Here is an 18723-nt window from a genome sequence, read left to right on the forward strand (position 1 = left end):
CGGGATCAGTGCTTGGTGAGCTTGTCCAGATAGCCCATGGCAAAGGCCGAGACCACGAAGGTCATATGGATGATCACGTACCACATCAGGTGATCGGGATCGACGTTCTTGGCGTCCATGAAGATGCGCAGCAGGTGGATCGAGGAAATCGCCACGATGGACGCCGCCACTTTCATCTTCAGCGAGGAAGAGTCCATGGTGCCCAGCCAGTTGAGCTTTTCCTTGTTTTCATCGATATCCAGCTGCGACACGAAGTTCTCGTAGCCGGAAATCATCACCATCACCAGCAAGCCACCCACCAGCGCCATGTCGATCAACGACAGCAGCAGCAGGATCACTTCCGCTTCCAGCATGGAAAAAATGTTGGGAATCACGTGAATGATTTCCTGGAAGAATTTCAGCGCCAGGATCAATAAACCCAGGGACAGCCCCAGGTAGATCGGCGCCAGCAGCCAGCGTGAAGCGTACATAGTGTTTTCGATAAAGCGTTCCATGGGATCTCACACAGCTTGGCTAAAAATGGCGGCGAGTATACCAGCCGCTACAAGACACCTGTAAGCACGAGAAAACTGACCCAGGCGGCATCTGTAAGAGAATTTTTCTGCTAGTGTCGAGCCCCTAAACTCGGCTCGATGATGTCGGACAGGAAGAAACTCAGATGATGGATGTGCGATCCCCTTTGGCCAGCATCGGCCTGTGCACGGCATTGCTGCTGGCCAGCGGCTGCTCTCCCAGCGACGAGCAGAAACAGGCGACGCTCGAAGAGAAAACCGCCACGTTCGAGCAGTCCCTCGACAGCATCCAAGACCCCAAACTGCGCGACGCCATCGCCGACCTCGGCGGTTCGCTGTTATTGCTGGAACGGGCGCGAGTCAAGCTGGCCACCAAGCCCATCGAAGCCGAGTACGGCGAAGACACCCTCGCCTTGCTCAAGCACTACCCAACGCCCCAGGCGCTGGTGGACACCTACATCAATGGCCTGTTCGTGCTGCGCAAGACCTCCCATTCCGATTACCTGACGGATCTGCAACCGGTCTTCCCGTTCAGTTTCAACATGCCCGACCAATTCCCCTTCCCCCATGGTCTGGAGTGGCAGTCGGTCACCTTGAGCAACAACAAAGTCGTGCCCTTCCAGCCAGAATGGTCGGAAACCGACCCCGGCATTCAGTTAAGCCCCAGCAGCTCCAACCTGACCAACCCCGATGACCTGACGGTGACCTACCCCTTCATCGACGGTATCGAGACGGAAAACAAGAGCCAACCGCAGCCCGTCACGCTCAAAGGCGCGGTCGAAGTCATCGCGCCGGGCAAGGTGCTGACGTTTGATCTGTCGAAAAAGGACGTGGGCCACAAGCGCACCGAAGGCACTATTACGCTCAACTTGCTGCTGCTGGAGAAGAACTACGCGGAAATCGAGCTGACCAACAGCGCGCCGCTGGCACCGCAAGTCGGCGACGAGTCGCCGAACCCTCTGCTGGTGCAAGCGCGGGACAGTACAGGCCAATTCCTCACGCGCGCAGGCTCGATCAACGAGAGCGCTGCGCAAGTGGCGTTCTACGAGAAACAACTGGCTGAGATGCAAAAGCAGAAGGCCTGGTCGCAAGGGTTCGAAAAACAGCTCACGGATGAACAGAAAGCCTTCGAACACAAACAGGGCAGTCATTACGCCAAGGTGTACTTCAACGGCCTGATCGATAACCTGCAGGTCAACGTGATGGACTTCTCTACGGCGTCCGTCACCCGCAAGGACCTTGAACTGCCAGTGCTGCGCTTCGACAAGAACAGCCTGGAAAAGACCGTACAAGCCTTGCCGATGCCGGTCACCGTGTACGACGACAGCGCTGCCAGCTGGCTCAAAGACGCAGCCATGACCGAAGATCAGCTGAAAAACAGCGTCAGCATCAGCCAGTCCGTTGAGGACGCCAGTGCCGCGCATGTGGTGTTCGACCACCCATTCACCTTCAACGACGACCTGGTGGGTGCCGAGCGCAACAGCAGCGTATCGCCGATTACCTTTTTTACGGCGGACGAAAAAGGCGAGCGCGGTGACCCCATCGAGCTGCCGACCGAAGCGTTCGAGCTGAACCCGGCCCGTGGCGCCCTCACCTACGACCTCAACCTGTTCCCGGAAAACCCGGCGTTCGTGGTGGGCTCGATCCCGCTGTTTTTGGCGACTATCGAGAAAGGCGAGTTGGACGTGACCAAGCTGCCCAAGGGCTTGTCGCTCAAGGACAACGCGCTGGTCGTCGATCAAAAAGACTTCCCCGCCGACAGCTGGCGCTTCTACGCCAAGGACGCCAGTGGCCAGTACCTCAAGGAAATTCTGGGGGTCAGCCACCGCGCCGAGGAATACGGCACGGCGATGTTTGACGTGCATTATTTCTACGGCCGACCGACCGCACTGGAAAGCTACCAACGCACCGACCTGAACACCGTGCAATACGGCTTCGAGGTCAAGCTGGACAAACCTGACAGCAAATGACCACCGCTACAGCGCAAGCGGTTCACGGTTGCCATTGAGCTGTCGCAGGTGGGCCTGCATGTGCAGGCACCAGATCTGCGGGTCGCCCGCCACCTCATAGCCGTGCTGGGTCAGGCTGTCCACAATGGACTCCAGAATGGTTTGCGCCGCAGAAGGTCCAGGAAACGGGCCCTGGGACTTGATGGTGGACGGCTGTTCACCGGACATTCCGGCGGCAAACAATACGGTCCACATCCCGTTATCCCCCGCGAGAGGGCGAATGGAGCATTCGATACGGGTGACCAGGCCGAAGCACTGGCGGGTAAGGCAAAGGTTGCGCGGCATGGCGGCGACCCTCGGTAGATCGGTGTTCAGCCCGGCCTGGGGCGAGGCTGTTTCTATCCAGCGACTCCTGTGGATATCCCTAAAGCAGAGAATAGAAGAAAACCGCTACAAACCAAGGTTGTAGAGACCAACGGTGGTGGGCGCCTATGGTTGAGTCAGTTTATTGGCAACCTCACCAAATCTGTGGCGAGCAAATCCGTGTGTTAGGTGATCCCCTGTGGTGAGCAGTCCCTGTGGTGAGCAGTCCTTGTGGTGAGCGGGCTTGCCCGCGCTGGGCCGCGAAGCGGCCCCAAAACCTTCACCGCGATTGATTCTGGCACTCTGCGGTGACCTTATTGGGGCTGCTGCGCAGCCCAGCGCGGGGCAAGCCCGCTCACCACAAAAGCCCGCTCACCACATGAGCCTGCTCACCACAAATGCCCACTCACCACGAGAGTCCGTTCACCACAAGAGTTCGCTCATCAGAACGCTGGCCCATCACAGAGACCCGTCAGCTCACAGGTTTCGCTTCAGCCAACGCCTGCTGCGCCAATTCCTTTTCCGCCTCCTTCAAGTCTTCCTCGCTGATCATCTCGGCAATCGCCCGCAAACGCTCGACCACCCGCGCATTCACCGTGCCTTCCGGGAATTGCCCTTCGGCGTCCGGCTCACCCGCGTCCTCGCCCACCAACAGGCTCAACGCCTCATCGGCCTGGCGCACCGCGTAGATATGGAACTGCCCGGCGCGTACGGCCTGCAGCACCTTCTCATCAAGCATCAACGTGGCGACGTTGGCCTGGGGAATGATCGCCCCTTGCTCACCGGTCAAACCGCGCGCTTCGCAGAGGCGGAAGAAGCCTTCGATCTTCTCGTTGACCCCGCCCACCGCCTGCACTTCACCAAACTGGTTGATCGAGCCGGTGATGGCAAAGCATTGCTTGAGCGGGGTTTTCGACAGCGCCGAGATCAAGGTGCACGCCTCGCCGAGGGACGCACTATCGCCGTCTACATAACCGTAGGATTGCTCCAGCGCGATGCTCGCCGAAATCGCCAGCGGGAATTCCTGGGCATAACGGCTGCCCAGGTAACCGGTCAGGATCATCACGCCTTTGGAGTGAATCGGCTGGCCAAGGTTGACCTCACGCTCAATGTCGACAATGCCGCTGCCGCCCGGGTACACCGTGGCGGAAATCCGCGCCGGCACGCCGAACGCCGAGTCACCGACTTCCAGCACCGTCAGCCCGTTGCACTTGCCCACGGCCGCACCCGCGGTGTCGATCAGGATCACCCCGGCGAGCATGTCGTCGAGAATCCGTGCCGACACGCGGCCGGTGCGGGTGGCCTTGGCCTTGAGCGCGCGCTCGATATGGCCAGCGTCGGTCATCTCATCGCCCGCCAGGTGACGGATAAAGTCCGCCTCGCTGACCAGCTGGAACAAGTCACCAATACGCGCCGACAAACGGCCCTGATGCTCCGCCAGCCGTGCGCTGTACGTCGCCAGCCGCGCCACCGCGTCCGAGGTCAGCGGCGCCATGCCTTCTTCCGATGTGCGGGTTTTGAGCAACTGGGCGAACTGCTCCAGGCTCTCATCGACCATTGGGATGTCTTCGTCGAAATCCACCAGCACCCGGAACATCTCCTGGAAGTCCGGATCAGCGTCCTGCAACGCGTAGTACAACTGGCGCGAGCCGATGATGATCACCTTGACCTGCAACGGGATCATCTGCGGGTTCAGGGTCACCGTCGCCAGGCGGCCCAGCTCGCCCAGGGGCGATTCCATCTTCAGCTTGCGCGATTGCAGGGAACGCTTGAGGGCGTCCCACACGAACGGCTCGCTGAGCATTTTTTCGGCTTCAAGGATCAGGAACCCGCCATTGGCACGGTGCAAGGCGCCCGGCCGCAGTTGGCGATACGTGGTGTAGAGCGCGCCCTGGTCGGTGCTGTACTCGATACGGCCGAACAGGTTGTCGTAAGTCGGGTGCGGCTCAAATACCACCGGTGCGCCACCGTTGACGGGGTGACCCACCACCAGGCTCGGGCAATATTGCTCTTCGAGCAGCTTGCGGGCCTGGGCGTCGGTCTTGGCGTCGTCGACCAATTGCTCGACCACAGTTTTGAGCAGGTACACCTGCATGGCCTGCAGATAACCGCAGACAGCTGCGTTCTCGGCGTATTTTTCCGACAGTGGCGCCAGCAAAGGTTGCAGGGCCAGGGTGATGGTTTCTTCGTTGAACTGACGCAGTTGGTTGTTGGACTCACGCTTCCACTGCGGCAGGCTGGCCAACTCTTCGTTGAGGCGCTCTTCCAGCTCGGAAATATCCGTATGGAAACGCTCGCGATCCACTTCCGGCAGCTGCGAAAACTCGGCTTCGTCCAGCGCCTTGCCGTCGAGCATCGGCGTGAATGCAATGTTGGTGCTGTCGCGGTACAGCGCCACGTCCTTTTCCAGGGCCAGACGCTCGATCACGTCCAGGGCCTTGTCGTAACGCTGGTTGAAGGCGCGGTCGATGGCGCTTTTGCGCTGTTGATAAGTCGGGTGCTCGAAGACCGCCGGGAAGGTGGCCACCAGGTTATCGACCAAGCCATTGATATCGGCAATGAAGGCTGCCGCCGCACCGCCTGGCAATTCCAGGGCACGGGGTTCGCGCGGCTCGTCGAAATTATTCACATAGACCCAGTCCGACGGGGTCTGCAGGCGCTTGCCTTCAGCTTTCAGGTAGCGTTTGACGAACGAAAAACGGCCGGTACCCGGCTCGCCCATGACAAATACGTTGTAACCGGGACGTGGCATGGCCACACCGAACTGCAACGCTTCAACTGCGCGTTCCTGGCCAAGCACACCGCGAAAGGGCTCCAAATCATTGGTGGTCGAGAAGCTGAACTGTTCAGCGGAGAAAGGGCGAGTCAGCGCTTCGGGCGCTAGACGCAGGCTGGCAGCAACAGGATCAGGCATCGGGCTTCCTTACATCAGGCGGGGCAGATGACGGCATTCTGGCTCTCCGTTGCGCGCTCTGGCAAGGCGAGCCTGTGGGAAAGCGTAGACACGGAATGCGTCCTACAAAAAAATCGCGACATCTCTGATTGTTTTATAAAAACACACGGAACCCTTGGAACGTGCCTAAACTCCAAACTGCGCGGGTTGGACTAATAACCGATCCCTAGGGCGCTATGAAGTGCCTGAACCCTTGTCCATTGGTTTGCACACAAAGAGAACAAAGCTATGAAACGGATCCTTCTCGGTACTCTCTTCACCGTCGTCTCCCTCAATGCAATGGCAGAAGCACCAGGTGGCCCGAACTGCGGTTGGGGCAACATGTTGTTCGAAGGCCAGCGCGGTACTCCAGCCCACTTCCTGGCTTCCACCACCAACGGCACCTCGGGCAACGCCACCTTCGGCATGACCTCGGGCACCAACGGTTGCAGCACCAACAGCGCGCTGACCTACGGCGGCAAGTCCTGGATTGCCATGAATGGCATGATGAACGAGCTGTCCGAAGACATGGCCAAGGGTAATGGCGAAGCACTGACCACCTACGCCGTGGTACTGGGCGTTGCGCCAGAAGATCGTGACCACTTCGCAGCCGTGGCTCACGAACACTTCCAACAAATCTTCAGCAAGGCCGATGTGACCGCTGAAGACGTGCACAACAACACCCTGGCTGTACTGAAAGGCGATGCCCGTCTGGCGAAATACGCTACCCAGGCTTAAGCTCGACCTGCCCGCGCCTCCCCAGGCGCGGGTTTTATTTTTGGACCCGCCTCCCCTTTGGGTCTCTCTAATTTCCGACTTAAGTTGCCCCTATGCTCAAACGCTTTGCCTGGATGGCACTCCTAGCCTGCGCCCCGCTGTACGCGGCACCGCACCTTGATGATCAACGTTTGCAGCAACTGGCCAACGATCCGTTCTGGCTTTCGCTGGGCCATTACGAAGCCGGGAAAATCAGCGGCTGGCGCAGTTATGTCAGTGAAAAGAAATTCTTCCTGGCCGCCGATGGCGCCCACCACCCGGATGCCGAACTCAAGGCCACCGTTGAAGCACTCTATGCTCCGGCCAGCCTGGGCGAAAAACACGCCCAATGTGTCTACCCCGCACGTACCCGCTGGCTCAAGGCTCAGTTGAACCTGACCGACCTGCCCGCCGTGGACTGCACCGAATTCAAGCAATGGTTCAAGGATGTCGCCCCTCACAGCGCGGTGATGATCTTCCCGGCGGCCTACCTCAACAGCCCGTCGTCGATGTTCGGCCACACCCTGCTGCGTATCGACCAGGCTGACGTGCAGAGCAACAAGACCGCGCTGCTCAGCTACGCGATCAACTTCGGCGCCTACATAGAAGGCTCGGATAACAGCATCCTCTACGCCTGGAAAGGCCTGATGGGCGGCTACCCCGGCCTGTTCGCACTGGTGCCCTACCAGGAAAAACTCTCCGAGTACCGTAGCCTCGAAAACCGCGACCTGTGGGAATACCGGCTCAACCTCACCCAGGTCGAGACCGAGCGCATGGTCGAGCACGTGTGGGAGCTCAAGCAGATCCAGTTCGACTACTTCTTCTTCGACGAAAACTGCTCCTATCGCCTGCTGGAACTGCTGCAAGTGGCCCGCCCCGGCCTGCGCCTGACCGAGCAATTCCCGCTGACGGCCATTCCTACCGACACCGTCAAGGCAGTGAAGGACGCAGGCCTGGTCGAGAAAATCGATTACAGGCCATCCCGCGAGCGCGAGTTGCTGGAACGCGCCAAGCCGCTGGACAGCGACGAACAGCAATGGGTGCTCAAGGTCAGCGATGACCAGCAACAATTGCAGGCGCCGGCCTTTAAAGCATTGCCCCGCGACCGCCAGGCCCTGATCATCGACGCCGCCTATCGCCTGGGCCGCTACCGCGCCAACGGCCTGGAACGCGACACTGCACGCTCCCAACGCAGTTTCGAATTGCTGCGCGCCATCAACCAGAACCCCGCGCCCGACCTGAAGATCACGCCGCCCGGCCTGCCGGAAAACGGTCACGAATCGCGCACCTGGCAAGCCGGCCTCGGCACTCGTGGCGACAAGGCCTTCGGTGAATACGGCCTGCGCATGGCCTACCACGACCTCAACGACAATGCCGAAGGCTTCCCCCTCGGCGCGCAGATCGAAATCCTGCAAATGAAACTGCGCCAGTACGAAGGCAACCACTGGCAACTGCAGCAACTGGACCTGGCCACCATCCGCTCCCTGACCCCGCGCAACGCCCTGCTGCAGCCGTGGTCATGGCAAGTCACCGGCGGCCTGGAACGCGTGCCGGGCAAGCACGACGATGAAACCCTGGTCGCCCACGTCAACGGCGGCGCCGGCGGCACCTGGCAACTGCGCGACGACATGCTCGGCTTCGCCCTCGGCACCGTGCGTGTGGAACACAACAACGACTTCAACGAAGCCATCTCCCCCGCGGCCGGCTTTAACACCGGCGTACTGTGGAAAAACCCGCTGGGCAATTTGAGCCTGGAGGCCAAGGGCGATTTCTTCACCAATGGTGAAGTGCGTCGCAGCATCAGCCTCAACCAACAGTGGGAACTGTCGCGCAACCTGGGGCTGCGCCTGAGTGCACAGCGCGAATACAGCCACTTGTCGACACCGGTCAATGAAGTGATGCTCGAAGTAAAGTGGTATCACTACTGACCCAGCCTGGCGAAAATCAAAATGTGGGAGGGGGCTTGCCCCTCCCACATTTGCCCGTATTTATTCAGTTTCCATCTCAGGGAGTTCCAATCAACATGGCAGTTAACTGCAACACTCTCGAAGAAGTCCGTGACAACATCGACCGCCTCGACCAGCAAATTGTCAGCCTACTGGCTGAACGTGGCGCCTACGTATCCCAGGCAGCCCGCTTTAAAAAGGATGCAGATGCGGTCAAGGCACCACAACGGGTTGAACAGGTGATCGCCAAGGTGCGGGGCTTGGCGCACACGCTGGGCGCCAATCCAGAAGTCACCGAGCAGGTCTATCGCGCAATGATTTCGGCGTTTATTGAGCAAGAGTTGGCTGAGCATGCGGCACGCGGTCGAGCGGGGTAAAAATTGGCAAATTTATTCGCTGATATAGAAATCCTTTAGGCATCTTCAAGCCACTGATTAATAAGCAGGAAACCTCAGCCTATTTTTTAGCTTTTTCTAATTGATACCAACTTGCTGTTACTGCCCTCGCTTTATGAGAATTTGTGGCTAGTCTCGGATAGCAATCAAATTGCCACCAAGTCTATCCACGGATCTGAATAGGTAGAGGCTGACTATGGATTTTTTTGAAAAGCTTACCAGTCTGGCAGCAAAAGTTCGGTTACAAGGCCCTGCCATTCAAACGGAAGAAGCTACAAAAAATGCTTTCGTAATGCCTTTCATAAACACTGTCCTGGGTTATGACGTGTTTGATCCCCAGGAAGTGACGCCTGAGTTCGTATGCGATGTGGGGACTAAAAAAGGCGAAAAGATCGACTACGCAATCATGAAAAACGGTGAGGTTCAAATTCTCATCGAATGCAAAAAAATCGGTGAGTCACTGAGCATTAATCACGCCTCTCAGCTTTTTCGATACTTCCATGTGACAAGCGCGAGAATCTCCATTCTCACAAACGGCCAGGTCTACAGGTTTTTTACCGACCTGGACGCCCCCAACAAAATGGACGAAAAGCCATTCCTGGAACTGGACTTGCTGGACATTGACGAATATTCCGTGCCGGAATTGATCAAGCTTACTAAGTCGGCTTTCGACGTAGATTCGATCATCAATGCTGCAGGAGAGCTGAAGTACGTCAGCCAACTCAAGAAAATTATCGGCGCTCAGGTCAGTAAACCCGAAGACGAATTCGTGAAATTTTTTGCATCCCGCGTTTATGACGGCGTCATCACGCAGAAAGTGCGTGAACAGTTTTTTGAACTGACTCGAAAAGCGCTAGCGCAATTTCTGAATGATCAAATCAATGATCGACTCAAGTCAGCCATGAGCGGCGTAATTCAACCGACTATCGCCTCGATGCCAGTGGCAAACAGCGCGAATTCTGATACGCAGGACCGCGATGAATCAGAAGACAAGATCCTGACGACACTTGAAGAGTTAGAGGGTTATCACATCGTCAGGGCAGTAGTGAGATCGGTAGTAGATGCCAAGCGAATTGTTCAGCGAGATACTCAAAGCTATTTTGGAATTTTGCTGGACGACAACAATCGCAAGCCGATTTGTCGCCTCCACTTCAACCGCAGTCAGAAGTACCTCGGGATATTCGACGAGGAAAAAAATGAAACCCGACATGCGATTTCGTCCATTGATGAGATTTACGAGTATGCGGATCAATTGAAAAAGACAGTGGGTTATTACGACTAGGGGCGGATGATACCCCCTGTGGCGAGGGAGCTTGCTCCCGTTGGGCTGCGCAGCAGCCCCGAAACCAGGCACCGCAATTTTTCTGGATAATCTCCATTGCCGGTATTGTGGCTGCTGCACAGCCCATAGCGGTCTACAGATTTCTCACACGCCTTTCACATCCCCCCGACGAATCCCCTTCTAGACTTCCCCTATCAGCCGTGAAACGGCCAGGGAGTACGCCATGTGGCGGTATGCGGTAATGCTGTGTGCGATGGTGTGGCTGGCGGGTTGTCAATCGACTCACCAGGAGTTGTTGGCCAAAGGCTATCCACCGGCTTTTGCCGATGGCTTTGACGACGGCTGCAGCAGCGGTCGCCAGGCGGCCGGGGTGATCACGGGGACATTTCGCAAGAACGTGCCGCGCTATCTGAAAGACCGGGAGTACGCCGAAGGCTGGGAAGACGGTTTTCGCCAGTGCAAGGCCATGCGCGAGAACGAAGAACTGCGCGACTACAAGGACAATCACTGGGACGACCGTGAGCGCGCCTGGCAGCAGGAAAAGGATCGCGATGCCGCCAGGGCCTATCACTCGCAATAGGTCGCTTTCAGACATCCATCGAAACTAAAGCACGGCGACCATGGCCCAAGCTTCATAGAGGGAGAACACCATGAGCCGAGCTTTTGTGAATGAAGACAGCGCCGCCGCCCAGGCTGATCAGCCGGTGGAGCGGCAGGTCAGCGAGCAGCCCAATCGCGTGACCGCGCATGGGTTGGCGCAGTTACAGGCCAAGGTTGCGCAACTACAGGCCGAATACAGCGCCGAGTCCACCAAGGGCGAACAGGCCGATACGCAGCGCCAGGCCGATCTTGAGCGGGATTTGCGCTATTTCAACCAGCGGGTGCAGAGCGCCCAAGTAGTGGCATCAGCCACTTCCACCGACAAGGTACAGATCGGCAGTTGGGTCACGTTCGCCAATGAACAGGACGAGCAGCAGCGCATCCAGTTGGTCGGTGAAGACCAGGCCGACGCGACTGCAGGCCTGATCAACTGGGGTTCACCTCTGGGTCGCGCATTGCTGGGCGCCCAGATCGGCGACGAGGTGCTGTGGAAGCGCCCCGTCGGCGATCAGTTGATCGAGGTGCTGCGTATCGAAGCCGAGACTTAGACGATGCCTTGGGCCAGCATCGCGTCGGCGACTTTCACGAAGCCAGCGATGTTCGCGCCCTTCACGTAGTTGATCCGGCCGTTTTCTTCGCCGTAGTGCACACACGCGTGGTGGATCGACTGCATGATGTTGTGCAGCTTGCTGTCCACCTCACCGGCGGTCCACAGCAGGCGCATGGCGTTCTGCGACATCTCCAAGCCACTCACCGCTACGCCACCGGCGTTGGATGCCTTGCCCGGTGCAAACAGAATGCCTGCCTCGATAAAGATATCCACCGCCTCAAGCGTGGTCGGCATGTTGGCGCCTTCGGCCACGCAGATGCAGCCGTTGCGCAGCAAGGTGCGGGCGGCTGCGGCGTCCAGTTCGTTCTGGGTGGCGCATGGCAGGGCGATATCGCAGGCCAGCTCCCAAGGCGTCTGGCCCTTGCGGAACTCCAGGCCGAAACGCTCGGCCAATTCGCTGATGCGGCCGCGCTGAACGTTTTTCAGCTCCAACAGGGCTGACCATTGCTCTTCGGTCAAACCGCTTTCGGCGTACAGGGTGCCCTCGGAGTCGGACAGGGAGACCACCTTGCCGCCCAGGTCCATGACTTTGCGTGCCGCGTATTGCGCCACGTTGCCGGAGCCGGACACCGCCACGCGCTTGCCTTCAACCCGTTGGCCGTCGCGCTTGAGCATTTCTTCAGCGAAGTACACACAGCCAAAACCGGTGGCTTCCGGGCGGATCAGGCTGCCGCCGTAGGTCATGCCCTTGCCGGTCAACACGGAGGTGAACTGGTTGCTCAGGCGCTTGTACTGGCCAAACAGGAAACCGATCTCACGGGCGCCCACGCCGATATCGCCAGCCGGCACATCCACATCCGCGCCGATATGGCGGTACAGCTCGCTCATGAATGCCTGGCAGAAGCGCATGACTTCTGCGTCGCTCTTACCTTTTGGATCAAAGTCCGAGCCGCCCTTACCGCCGCCCATGGGCAGCGAAGTCAGGGAATTCTTGAAGGTCTGTTCGAAGGCGAGGAATTTCAGCACCCCCAGGTTGACCGACGGATGGAAGCGCAGGCCGCCTTTGTAAGGGCCGATGGCGCTGTTCATCTGGATACGGAAACCGCGATTGACCTGGACCTTGCCGTGATCATCGACCCATGACACCCGGAACGTAATCGCACGCTCCGGCTCGCAGATGCGTTCCAGGATGCCCGAGTTCAGGTAGTGAGGATTGGCTTCAAGAAACGGCCACAGACTGCGTAGGACTTCTTCTACAGCCTGGTGAAATTCTGGCTGGTCTGGGTCGCGTTTTTTCAGGCGGGCAAGGAAGGATTCGACGGATTCGATCATGAAAAGTCTCGGCAAATTGATTGTTTTTAAGGGAGATTGGGCCGGACTTTATCAATTCATGTCGCACTGCGACAGGGCAAAATGTCGCCTTTGTGAATTTAAATGGTGCATTGGATATAACTGTATCCAGTTTTACCGTGTTTTATGCACTTAAAAGGGGATTTCAAATCACGCACATGCACCAACAGATAAATGGCTATCGGGGGCAAGCCCCTTCCCATATTTGATCAGTGTGGGTCAGGAAAAATGCGCAAAAAAAAGCGGAGCCCCGAGGGCTCCGCTTTTTTTCAAACCCGCCGGATCAGGCGAGTTTTTTGTGGCGTACACGGTGCGGCTGGGCAGCAGCATCGCCCAAGCGCTTTTTACGGTCGGCTTCGTACTCGGTGTAGTTGCCTTCGAAGAACACGGCTTGCGAGTCGTCTTCGTACGCCAGGATGTGGGTCGCGACGCGGTCAAGGAACCACCGATCGTGAGAGATCACAATGGCGGCGCCCGGGAAGTCCAGCAGGGCTTCTTCCAGGGAACGCAGGGTTTCTACGTCGAGGTCGTTGGACGGTTCGTCGAGCAGCAACACGTTGCCGCCCTCTTTCAGGGTCAGGGCCAGGTGCAAGCGGCCACGCTCACCACCGGACAGGTCCTTGACGAACTTCTGCTGGTCGCCGCCCTTGAAGTTGAAACGACCGACGTAGGTGCGCGACGGGATTTCATAGTTGCCGATGCGGATCTGGTCGGAGCCGTCGGAAATCTGCTGGAACACCGTCTTGCTGCCATCCAGGTCATCACGGCTCTGGTCCACACAGGCCAGTTGCACGGTTTCGCCGACTTCGATGGTGCCCGAATCCGGCGTTTCCTTGCCCATCAGCATGCGGAACAGCGTGGATTTACCCGCACCGTTACCACCAATTACGCCGACGATCGCGCCTTTTGGCATGGAGAACGACAGATTATCGATCAGCACGCGGTCGCCATAGCCTTTGGAAACGTTCTTGAACTCGATGACCTTGTCACCCAAGCGTGGACCGGCCGGGATGTAGATCTCGTTGGTTTCACTGCGCTTCTGGAATTCCTGCGACTGCATTTCTTCAAAGCGTTGCAGACGCGCCTTGGATTTGGACTGGCGGGCCTTGGCGCCTTTGCGCACCCACTCCAGTTCTTCCTTCATGGCTTTTTCGTGGGCCGATTGCTGCTTGGATTCGGCGGCCAGACGGTCGGACTTGGCTTCCAGCCAACCGGAGTAGTTGCCCTCGTAAGGGATGCCGGCGCCGCGGTCGAGCTCCAGGATCCAGCCGGCGACGTTGTCCAGGAAGTACCGGTCGTGCGTGATCGCAACCACGGTGCCCGGGAAATCGTGAAGGAAGTGTTCCAACCAGGCGACGGAATCGGCGTCCAAGTGGTTGGTGGGTTCATCGAGCAGCAGCATGTCGGGGGCCGACAGCAGCAGGCGGCACAAGGCCACGCGACGTTTTTCACCACCGGACAGGAATTCGACCTTGGCGTCCCACGCCGGCAGGCGCAGCGCATCGGCGGCGACTTCCAGCTGGCGCTCCAGGTTGTGACCGTCGCCGGCCTGCAGGATGGCTTCGAGCTTGGCCTGTTCGGCGGCGAGTTTGTCGAAGTCGGCGTCTTCTTCAGCGTAAGCCGCGTAGACCTCGTCCAGGCGCGCCTGGGCGTTCTTGATCACGGCGACGGCTTCTTCGACCACTTCGCGCACGGTTTTGGTCGGATCGAGGATTGGCTCTTGCGGCAGGTAACCGATGTTCAGTTCCGGCATCGGGCGGGCTTCGCCTTCGAACTCGGTGTCGACGCCAGCCATGATTTTCAGCAACGTGGACTTACCCGAACCGTTCAGGCCGAGCACGCCGATCTTGGCGCCGGGGAAGAAGGACAGCGAAATGTTTTTCAGGATTTCCCGCTTCGGCGGAACAACTTTTCCCAGCCGATGCATGGTGAAGACGTATTGAGCCATGGTGAACCTAGCGTCAGTGACTGATGAATTAAGCGGGCGAAGCCCGTGCCAGACCATGCGCCGCGCGGGCCGTTGACTATCATCAATGCCAGCGAGCGGAAAAAGCCTGAGTCTCTGGGGCTGGAACGCCCCCGCGTAACCGGCAAAGCTACCTGAATGCGCTTGGTCAGTCCAGCCAAGCGGGGCTGGCACTTTGCCACAAGTCAAGGCATGCTAGCCGCCCTCCGGGCGTCCGGCTTATAGTGCACGTCGCGCGCCAATCCAGCCAAACCGCAGGATCACAGCTTGTCCAAAGTCACGCCGCCAACGCCTTTACGCGCCGCTCATATAGCGCCGGGAGCGCCCCTGCACGGCACCCTTAAAGGCGCATTGGCGACGCTCGTCCTCATGCTGCTCGCGTTATTGTTCTGGCAGCTGCTGGACCAGTTGCAGCAAAACCAGAAAAACCAGCAGCAATACACCATCGACTACAGCGCCGACCTGGCTGAAGAGTTCAGCCTGAACATGGCCCTGAGCGCAAAAATTGCCCTCAACCTGCTACCGATCGTCGAACCGCCCCGCGACAGCGAACAGCAACAGGCCTTGATGCGCACCTTGCAGCGTTCCCTGCCGGAGCTGCGCAGTTTCGCCCTGCTGGCCCCCAGCGGCGCGATGATCAGCGACAGCGCCAATGACAGCGAGGACAGCGCCTGGCTGGAAGAATTGGTGCAACGCAGTCACGGCCAGTCCTATTACCTGAGCAACAACAACGACGGCACCATCATCTACCTGCTGCTGCACCAGCCCAGCGGCGATTCAAGGATGTACTGGGCGCTGCGCCTGGCGCCCGGTTACCTGGTTAACCTCACCCGCCAGGACAGCCAGGGCACGCGCCCGATGTGGGCCATCGAAAACCGCCTGAACCACCGCGTGGTCAGCCGTGACAATGGCTCGCCGGCGCAATGGTCCGGCGCCCTGACGCCGGATGACTTGAATAAAAGCGTACTGGTCACGCCTCTGAGCAAAAGCGACTGGCAGTTGCGTGGCATGTTCGACCGCGCCGCTGTGCTGGAACAACTGCTGCCGGCGTTTATCGGCAAATGCCTGCTGGGCCTGGCGTTCTCGTTGATCCCGGTGATCGTGCTGCTGAATATGCGTCGCCGTCAGCGCCAGGTGCATGAAGGCCGACGGCGTTATCAGGATATTTTCGAAGGTACCGGCGTGGCCTTGTGCGTGCTTGACCTGTCAGGCCTGAATGCGTTTTTTGCCAGGACGCACGTGCAGACCCGCGAGCAACTGCACGCCTGGCTGCAACACAAGCCCGAAGAAAGCAGGCAGTTGCTCGCCGAGCTGCGCATCACCGAGATCAACCAGGTAGCGGTGCGCCTGCTGAACGTGGACTCGTGCGAGGAGGCTTGGGAACGGCTGATCGATGACTGCCCAAGCAACAGCACGTCCATTGGCCATCAGATACTCGAAGCCGTGCTGACCCAGCAGAACCAGCTTGAACTGGAAATCCAGCTCAACGATGTGGCTGGTAACGAGCAATACCTGTGGCTGGTGATGCGCCTGCCGGAGCAGAAGGACGATTTCAAGGCGGTGATCCTCAGTATCAGCGACATCACCAGCCGCAAGCTGATCGAGCTGTCGCTGGTGGAGCGTGAGAGTTTCTGGTCGGACGTGGTGCGCACGGTGCCTGATCATCTGTATGTGCAGGACGTGATCAGCCAGCGCATGATCTTCAGCAACCACCACCTGGGCCACACCCTCGGCTACACAAAGGCCGAACTGCAGCAAATGGGCGAGTACTTCTGGGAAATCCTGCTGCACCCCGACGACGCCGAGCATTACCACGACTTGCGCCTGCAGCAACGCCAGGCCGGCTACGCAACGCAGTTGCATTGCCAATTGCGCTTCCGCCATCGCAACAACCAATGGCGGCGCTTTGACATTCGTGAGCAGGCCCTGGCCCGCGATAAAACCAGCCAGGTCACCCGCATCATTGGCGTGGCCAAGGACATTACCGACCAGATCGAAGCCAGCGAATCCCTGCGCGACAGCGAAAAACGCTACCGCATGCTGGCCGAAAGCATAAGCGACGTGATCTGCTCCACAGACAGCAAACTGGCCCTCAACTACATCAGCCCGTCGGTCAGCGCGGTGCTCGGGTACGACGTGGACTGGGTGTTCAAGAACGGCTGGCAGTCGATCATCGCCAATCCGGCGCAATTGGCCGGTATCTACAGCCTGGTGGAACAGGTCAGCCGCGCACTGGGTGATGTCGAGGTGCTGAACAAGCTGCGCGATGAAGTGCAGACCCAGCTGTTCCTGTTTGACTGCCTGCGCGCCGACGGCCGTAAGGTGCCGATCGAGCTGCGCCTGGTCCTGGTGTGGGACGAGCATGGCGCCTTCGAAGGCATTCTCGGCGTCGGCCGCGATATCAGCCAACAACGCCGCGCCGAGAAAGACCTGCGCATGGCGGCCACGGTATTCGAGCACTCCACCTCGGCGATCCTGATCACCGACCCGGCGGGCTATATCGTGCAGGCTAACGAGGCGTTCAGCCGGGTCAGCGGGTATGCCGTCGCGGATGTACTCGACCAGTTGCCGAACATGCTCACCGTCGATGAACAGCAGGAAGCCCACCTGCGCTACGTGCTCAAGCAATTGCACCAGCACAGCACGTGGGAAGGCGAAGTGTGGCTCAAGCGCCGCAATGGCGAACATTACCCGGCGTGGGTCGGCATTACCGCCGTGTTCGACGACGAAGGCGACCTGGCCAGCTATGTGTGCTTCTTCAGTGATATCAGCGAGCGCAAGGCCAGCGAACAGCGCATCCACCGCCTGGCCTATTACGACGCCCTGACCCACCTGCCCAACCGCACGCTGTTCCAGGACCGCCTGCACACTGCGTTGCAGTCGGCGGAGCGGCAGAAGTCGTGGGTGGTGCTGATGTTCCTCGATCTGGACCGCTTCAAGCCGATCAACGACTCCCTCGGCCACGCCGCTGGCGACCGCATGCTCAAGGAAATGGCCACCCGCCTGCTCGGCTGCGTGGCCGAAGACGACACCGTGGCGCGCATGGGCGGTGATGAGTTCACCTTGCTCCTGCAACCACGGGTCAGCCGTGAGATGGCGCTGAACCGTGCGATTCACGTGGCCGAGCAGATCCTTGCCAGCCTGGTGAAACCCTTTGTACTGGAGGGTCGCGAGTTTTTTGTGACCGCCAGTATCGGCATCGCCCTCAGCCCGCAGGACGGTAACGAGCTGAGCCAACTGATGAAAAACGCCGACACGGCGATGTATCACGCCAAGGAACGTGGCAAGAACAACTTCCAGTTCTACCAGGCCGACATGAACGCCAGCGCCCTGGAACGCCTGGAGCTGGAAAGCGACCTGCGCCACGCCCTGGAACAGAACGAATTCGTGCTGTATTACCAGCCGCAGTTCAGCGGCGATGGCAAACGCCTGACCGGCGCCGAAGCCCTGCTGCGCTGGCGCCATCCGCGTCGCGGGCTGGTGCCGCCAGGGGACTTCATTCCGGTGCTGGAAGAGTTGGGCCTGGTGGTGGATGTGGGTGACTGGGTGATCAGCGAAGCCTGTCGCCAGCTCAAGACCTGGCACCAGAACAAGGTGCGCGTGCCAAAAGTCTCGGTGAACATCTCGGCGCGGCAGTTCTCCGACGGCCAACTGGGCACCCGCATTGCCACCATCCTCAAGGACACCGGCCTGCCGCCGGCGTGCCTGGAGCTGGAGCTGACCGAAAGCATCCTGATGCGCGAAGTCAACGAGGCACTGCACATCCTCGACAGCCTGAAAAACCTGGGCCTGAGTATTGCGGTGGACGATTTCGGCACGGGCTATTCCTCGCTCAACTACCTCAAGCAATTCCCTATCGATGTGTTGAAGATCGACCGCACCTTTGTCGACGGCCTGCCGTCCGGAGAGCAGGACGCGCAGATCGCCCGGGCGATTATTGCCATGGCCCACAGCCTCAACCTGGCGGTAATCGCCGAGGGCGTGGAAACCCATGAGCAACTGGACTTCCTGCGCGAGCATGGCTGCGATGAGGTGCAGGGTTATCTGTTCGGACGGCCGATGCCGGCCAATCGGTTTGAGGTGCAGTTCAGTAATGATGCGCTGTTCATGTTTGATTGAGAT

Annotated in this window: 13 protein-coding genes; 8 read left to right on the top strand and 5 right to left on the bottom strand. The window is 58.9% G+C overall.

All coding sequences use genetic code 11. From position 1 onward, the window contains the following. Nucleotides 1-5: 5 nt before the first annotated feature. Nucleotides 6-494, bottom strand: a complete 489-nt coding sequence (locus NDJ82_RS08155; protein WP_099584761.1) for a TIGR00645 family protein — start codon at nucleotides 492-494, stop codon at nucleotides 6-8. A 164-nt stretch (nucleotides 495-658) separates the two neighbouring features. Here NDJ82_RS08155 and NDJ82_RS08160 point away from each other — a divergent pair, with 164 nt between their 5' ends. After that, nucleotides 659-2482 carry a hypothetical protein gene (locus NDJ82_RS08160; protein ID WP_250925285.1) on the top strand — a complete coding sequence of 608 codons (1824 nt, stop codon included), beginning with the start codon at nucleotides 659-661 and terminating at the stop codon, nucleotides 2480-2482. Nucleotides 2483-2488: 6 nt separating this feature from the next. On the opposite strand, the gene NDJ82_RS08165 is transcribed toward NDJ82_RS08160, so the two are convergent. Continuing rightward, a complete protein-coding gene (locus NDJ82_RS08165) occupies nucleotides 2489-2806 on the bottom strand; it encodes a PA4575 family protein (RefSeq protein WP_191959269.1) in 318 nt (105 codons plus the stop codon). A 490-nt stretch (nucleotides 2807-3296) separates the two neighbouring features. Next, nucleotides 3297-5738 (bottom strand): Lon protease family protein, encoded by a 2442-nt coding sequence (locus tag NDJ82_RS08170; protein WP_099584758.1) that lies wholly within the window; start codon nucleotides 5736-5738, stop codon nucleotides 3297-3299. 267 nt (nucleotides 5739-6005) lie between these two features. On the opposite strand from NDJ82_RS08170, the gene NDJ82_RS08175 reads away from it, so the two are divergent. The 6 genes from NDJ82_RS08175 (at nucleotide 6006) to NDJ82_RS08200 (ending at nucleotide 11283) form a co-directional block, all read left to right on the top strand. Beyond that, complete coding sequence (locus NDJ82_RS08175) at nucleotides 6006-6494, top strand: DUF3015 domain-containing protein (RefSeq protein WP_099584757.1); 489 nt, start codon at nucleotides 6006-6008, stop codon at nucleotides 6492-6494. Between the two features lie 92 nt (nucleotides 6495-6586). Further along, on the top strand, nucleotides 6587-8440 hold the full coding sequence (locus tag NDJ82_RS08180) for an Lnb N-terminal periplasmic domain-containing protein (RefSeq protein WP_112196790.1): 1854 nt from the start codon (nucleotides 6587-6589) through the stop codon (nucleotides 8438-8440). Between the two features lie 95 nt (nucleotides 8441-8535). Beyond that, a complete protein-coding gene (locus NDJ82_RS08185; RefSeq protein ID WP_250925286.1) occupies nucleotides 8536-8835 on the top strand; it encodes a chorismate mutase in 300 nt (99 codons plus the stop codon). 214 nt (nucleotides 8836-9049) lie between these two features. Next, the gene (locus tag NDJ82_RS08190) at nucleotides 9050-10135 is read left to right on the top strand and encodes a type I restriction endonuclease (protein WP_112196792.1); all 1086 of its coding nucleotides are present in this window, start codon (nucleotides 9050-9052) and stop codon (nucleotides 10133-10135) included. 223 nt (nucleotides 10136-10358) lie between these two features. After that, the gene (locus NDJ82_RS08195; RefSeq protein ID WP_158877863.1) at nucleotides 10359-10715 is read left to right on the top strand and encodes a hypothetical protein; all 357 of its coding nucleotides are present in this window, start codon (nucleotides 10359-10361) and stop codon (nucleotides 10713-10715) included. A 70-nt stretch (nucleotides 10716-10785) separates the two neighbouring features. Next, nucleotides 10786-11283, top strand: a complete 498-nt coding sequence (locus tag NDJ82_RS08200) for a GreA/GreB family elongation factor (protein ID WP_250925287.1) — start codon at nucleotides 10786-10788, stop codon at nucleotides 11281-11283. Here the strand turns inward: NDJ82_RS08200 and gdhA are convergent. Further along, nucleotides 11280-12617 carry an NADP-specific glutamate dehydrogenase gene (gene gdhA / locus NDJ82_RS08205; RefSeq protein WP_158877861.1) on the bottom strand — a complete coding sequence of 446 codons (1338 nt, stop codon included), beginning with the start codon at nucleotides 12615-12617 and terminating at the stop codon, nucleotides 11280-11282. The genes NDJ82_RS08200 and gdhA overlap by 4 nt on opposite strands. Nucleotides 12618-12918: 301 nt before the next feature. Beyond that, nucleotides 12919-14583, bottom strand: a complete 1665-nt coding sequence (gene ettA / locus NDJ82_RS08210; protein ID WP_099584751.1) for an energy-dependent translational throttle protein EttA — start codon at nucleotides 14581-14583, stop codon at nucleotides 12919-12921. A gap of 285 nt (nucleotides 14584-14868) precedes the next feature. Here ettA and NDJ82_RS08215 point away from each other — a divergent pair, with 285 nt between their 5' ends. Continuing rightward, nucleotides 14869-18720: a sensor domain-containing protein gene (locus tag NDJ82_RS08215; protein WP_284738571.1), complete on the top strand. Its 3852-nt coding sequence runs from the start codon at nucleotides 14869-14871 to the stop codon at nucleotides 18718-18720. Nucleotides 18721-18723 lie beyond the last annotated feature (3 nt).

Origin of the sequence: Pseudomonas sp. SR18, assembly GCF_023701505.1 — a bacterium.
Lineage (GTDB): Bacteria > Pseudomonadota > Gammaproteobacteria > Pseudomonadales > Pseudomonadaceae > Aquipseudomonas > Aquipseudomonas cyclaminis.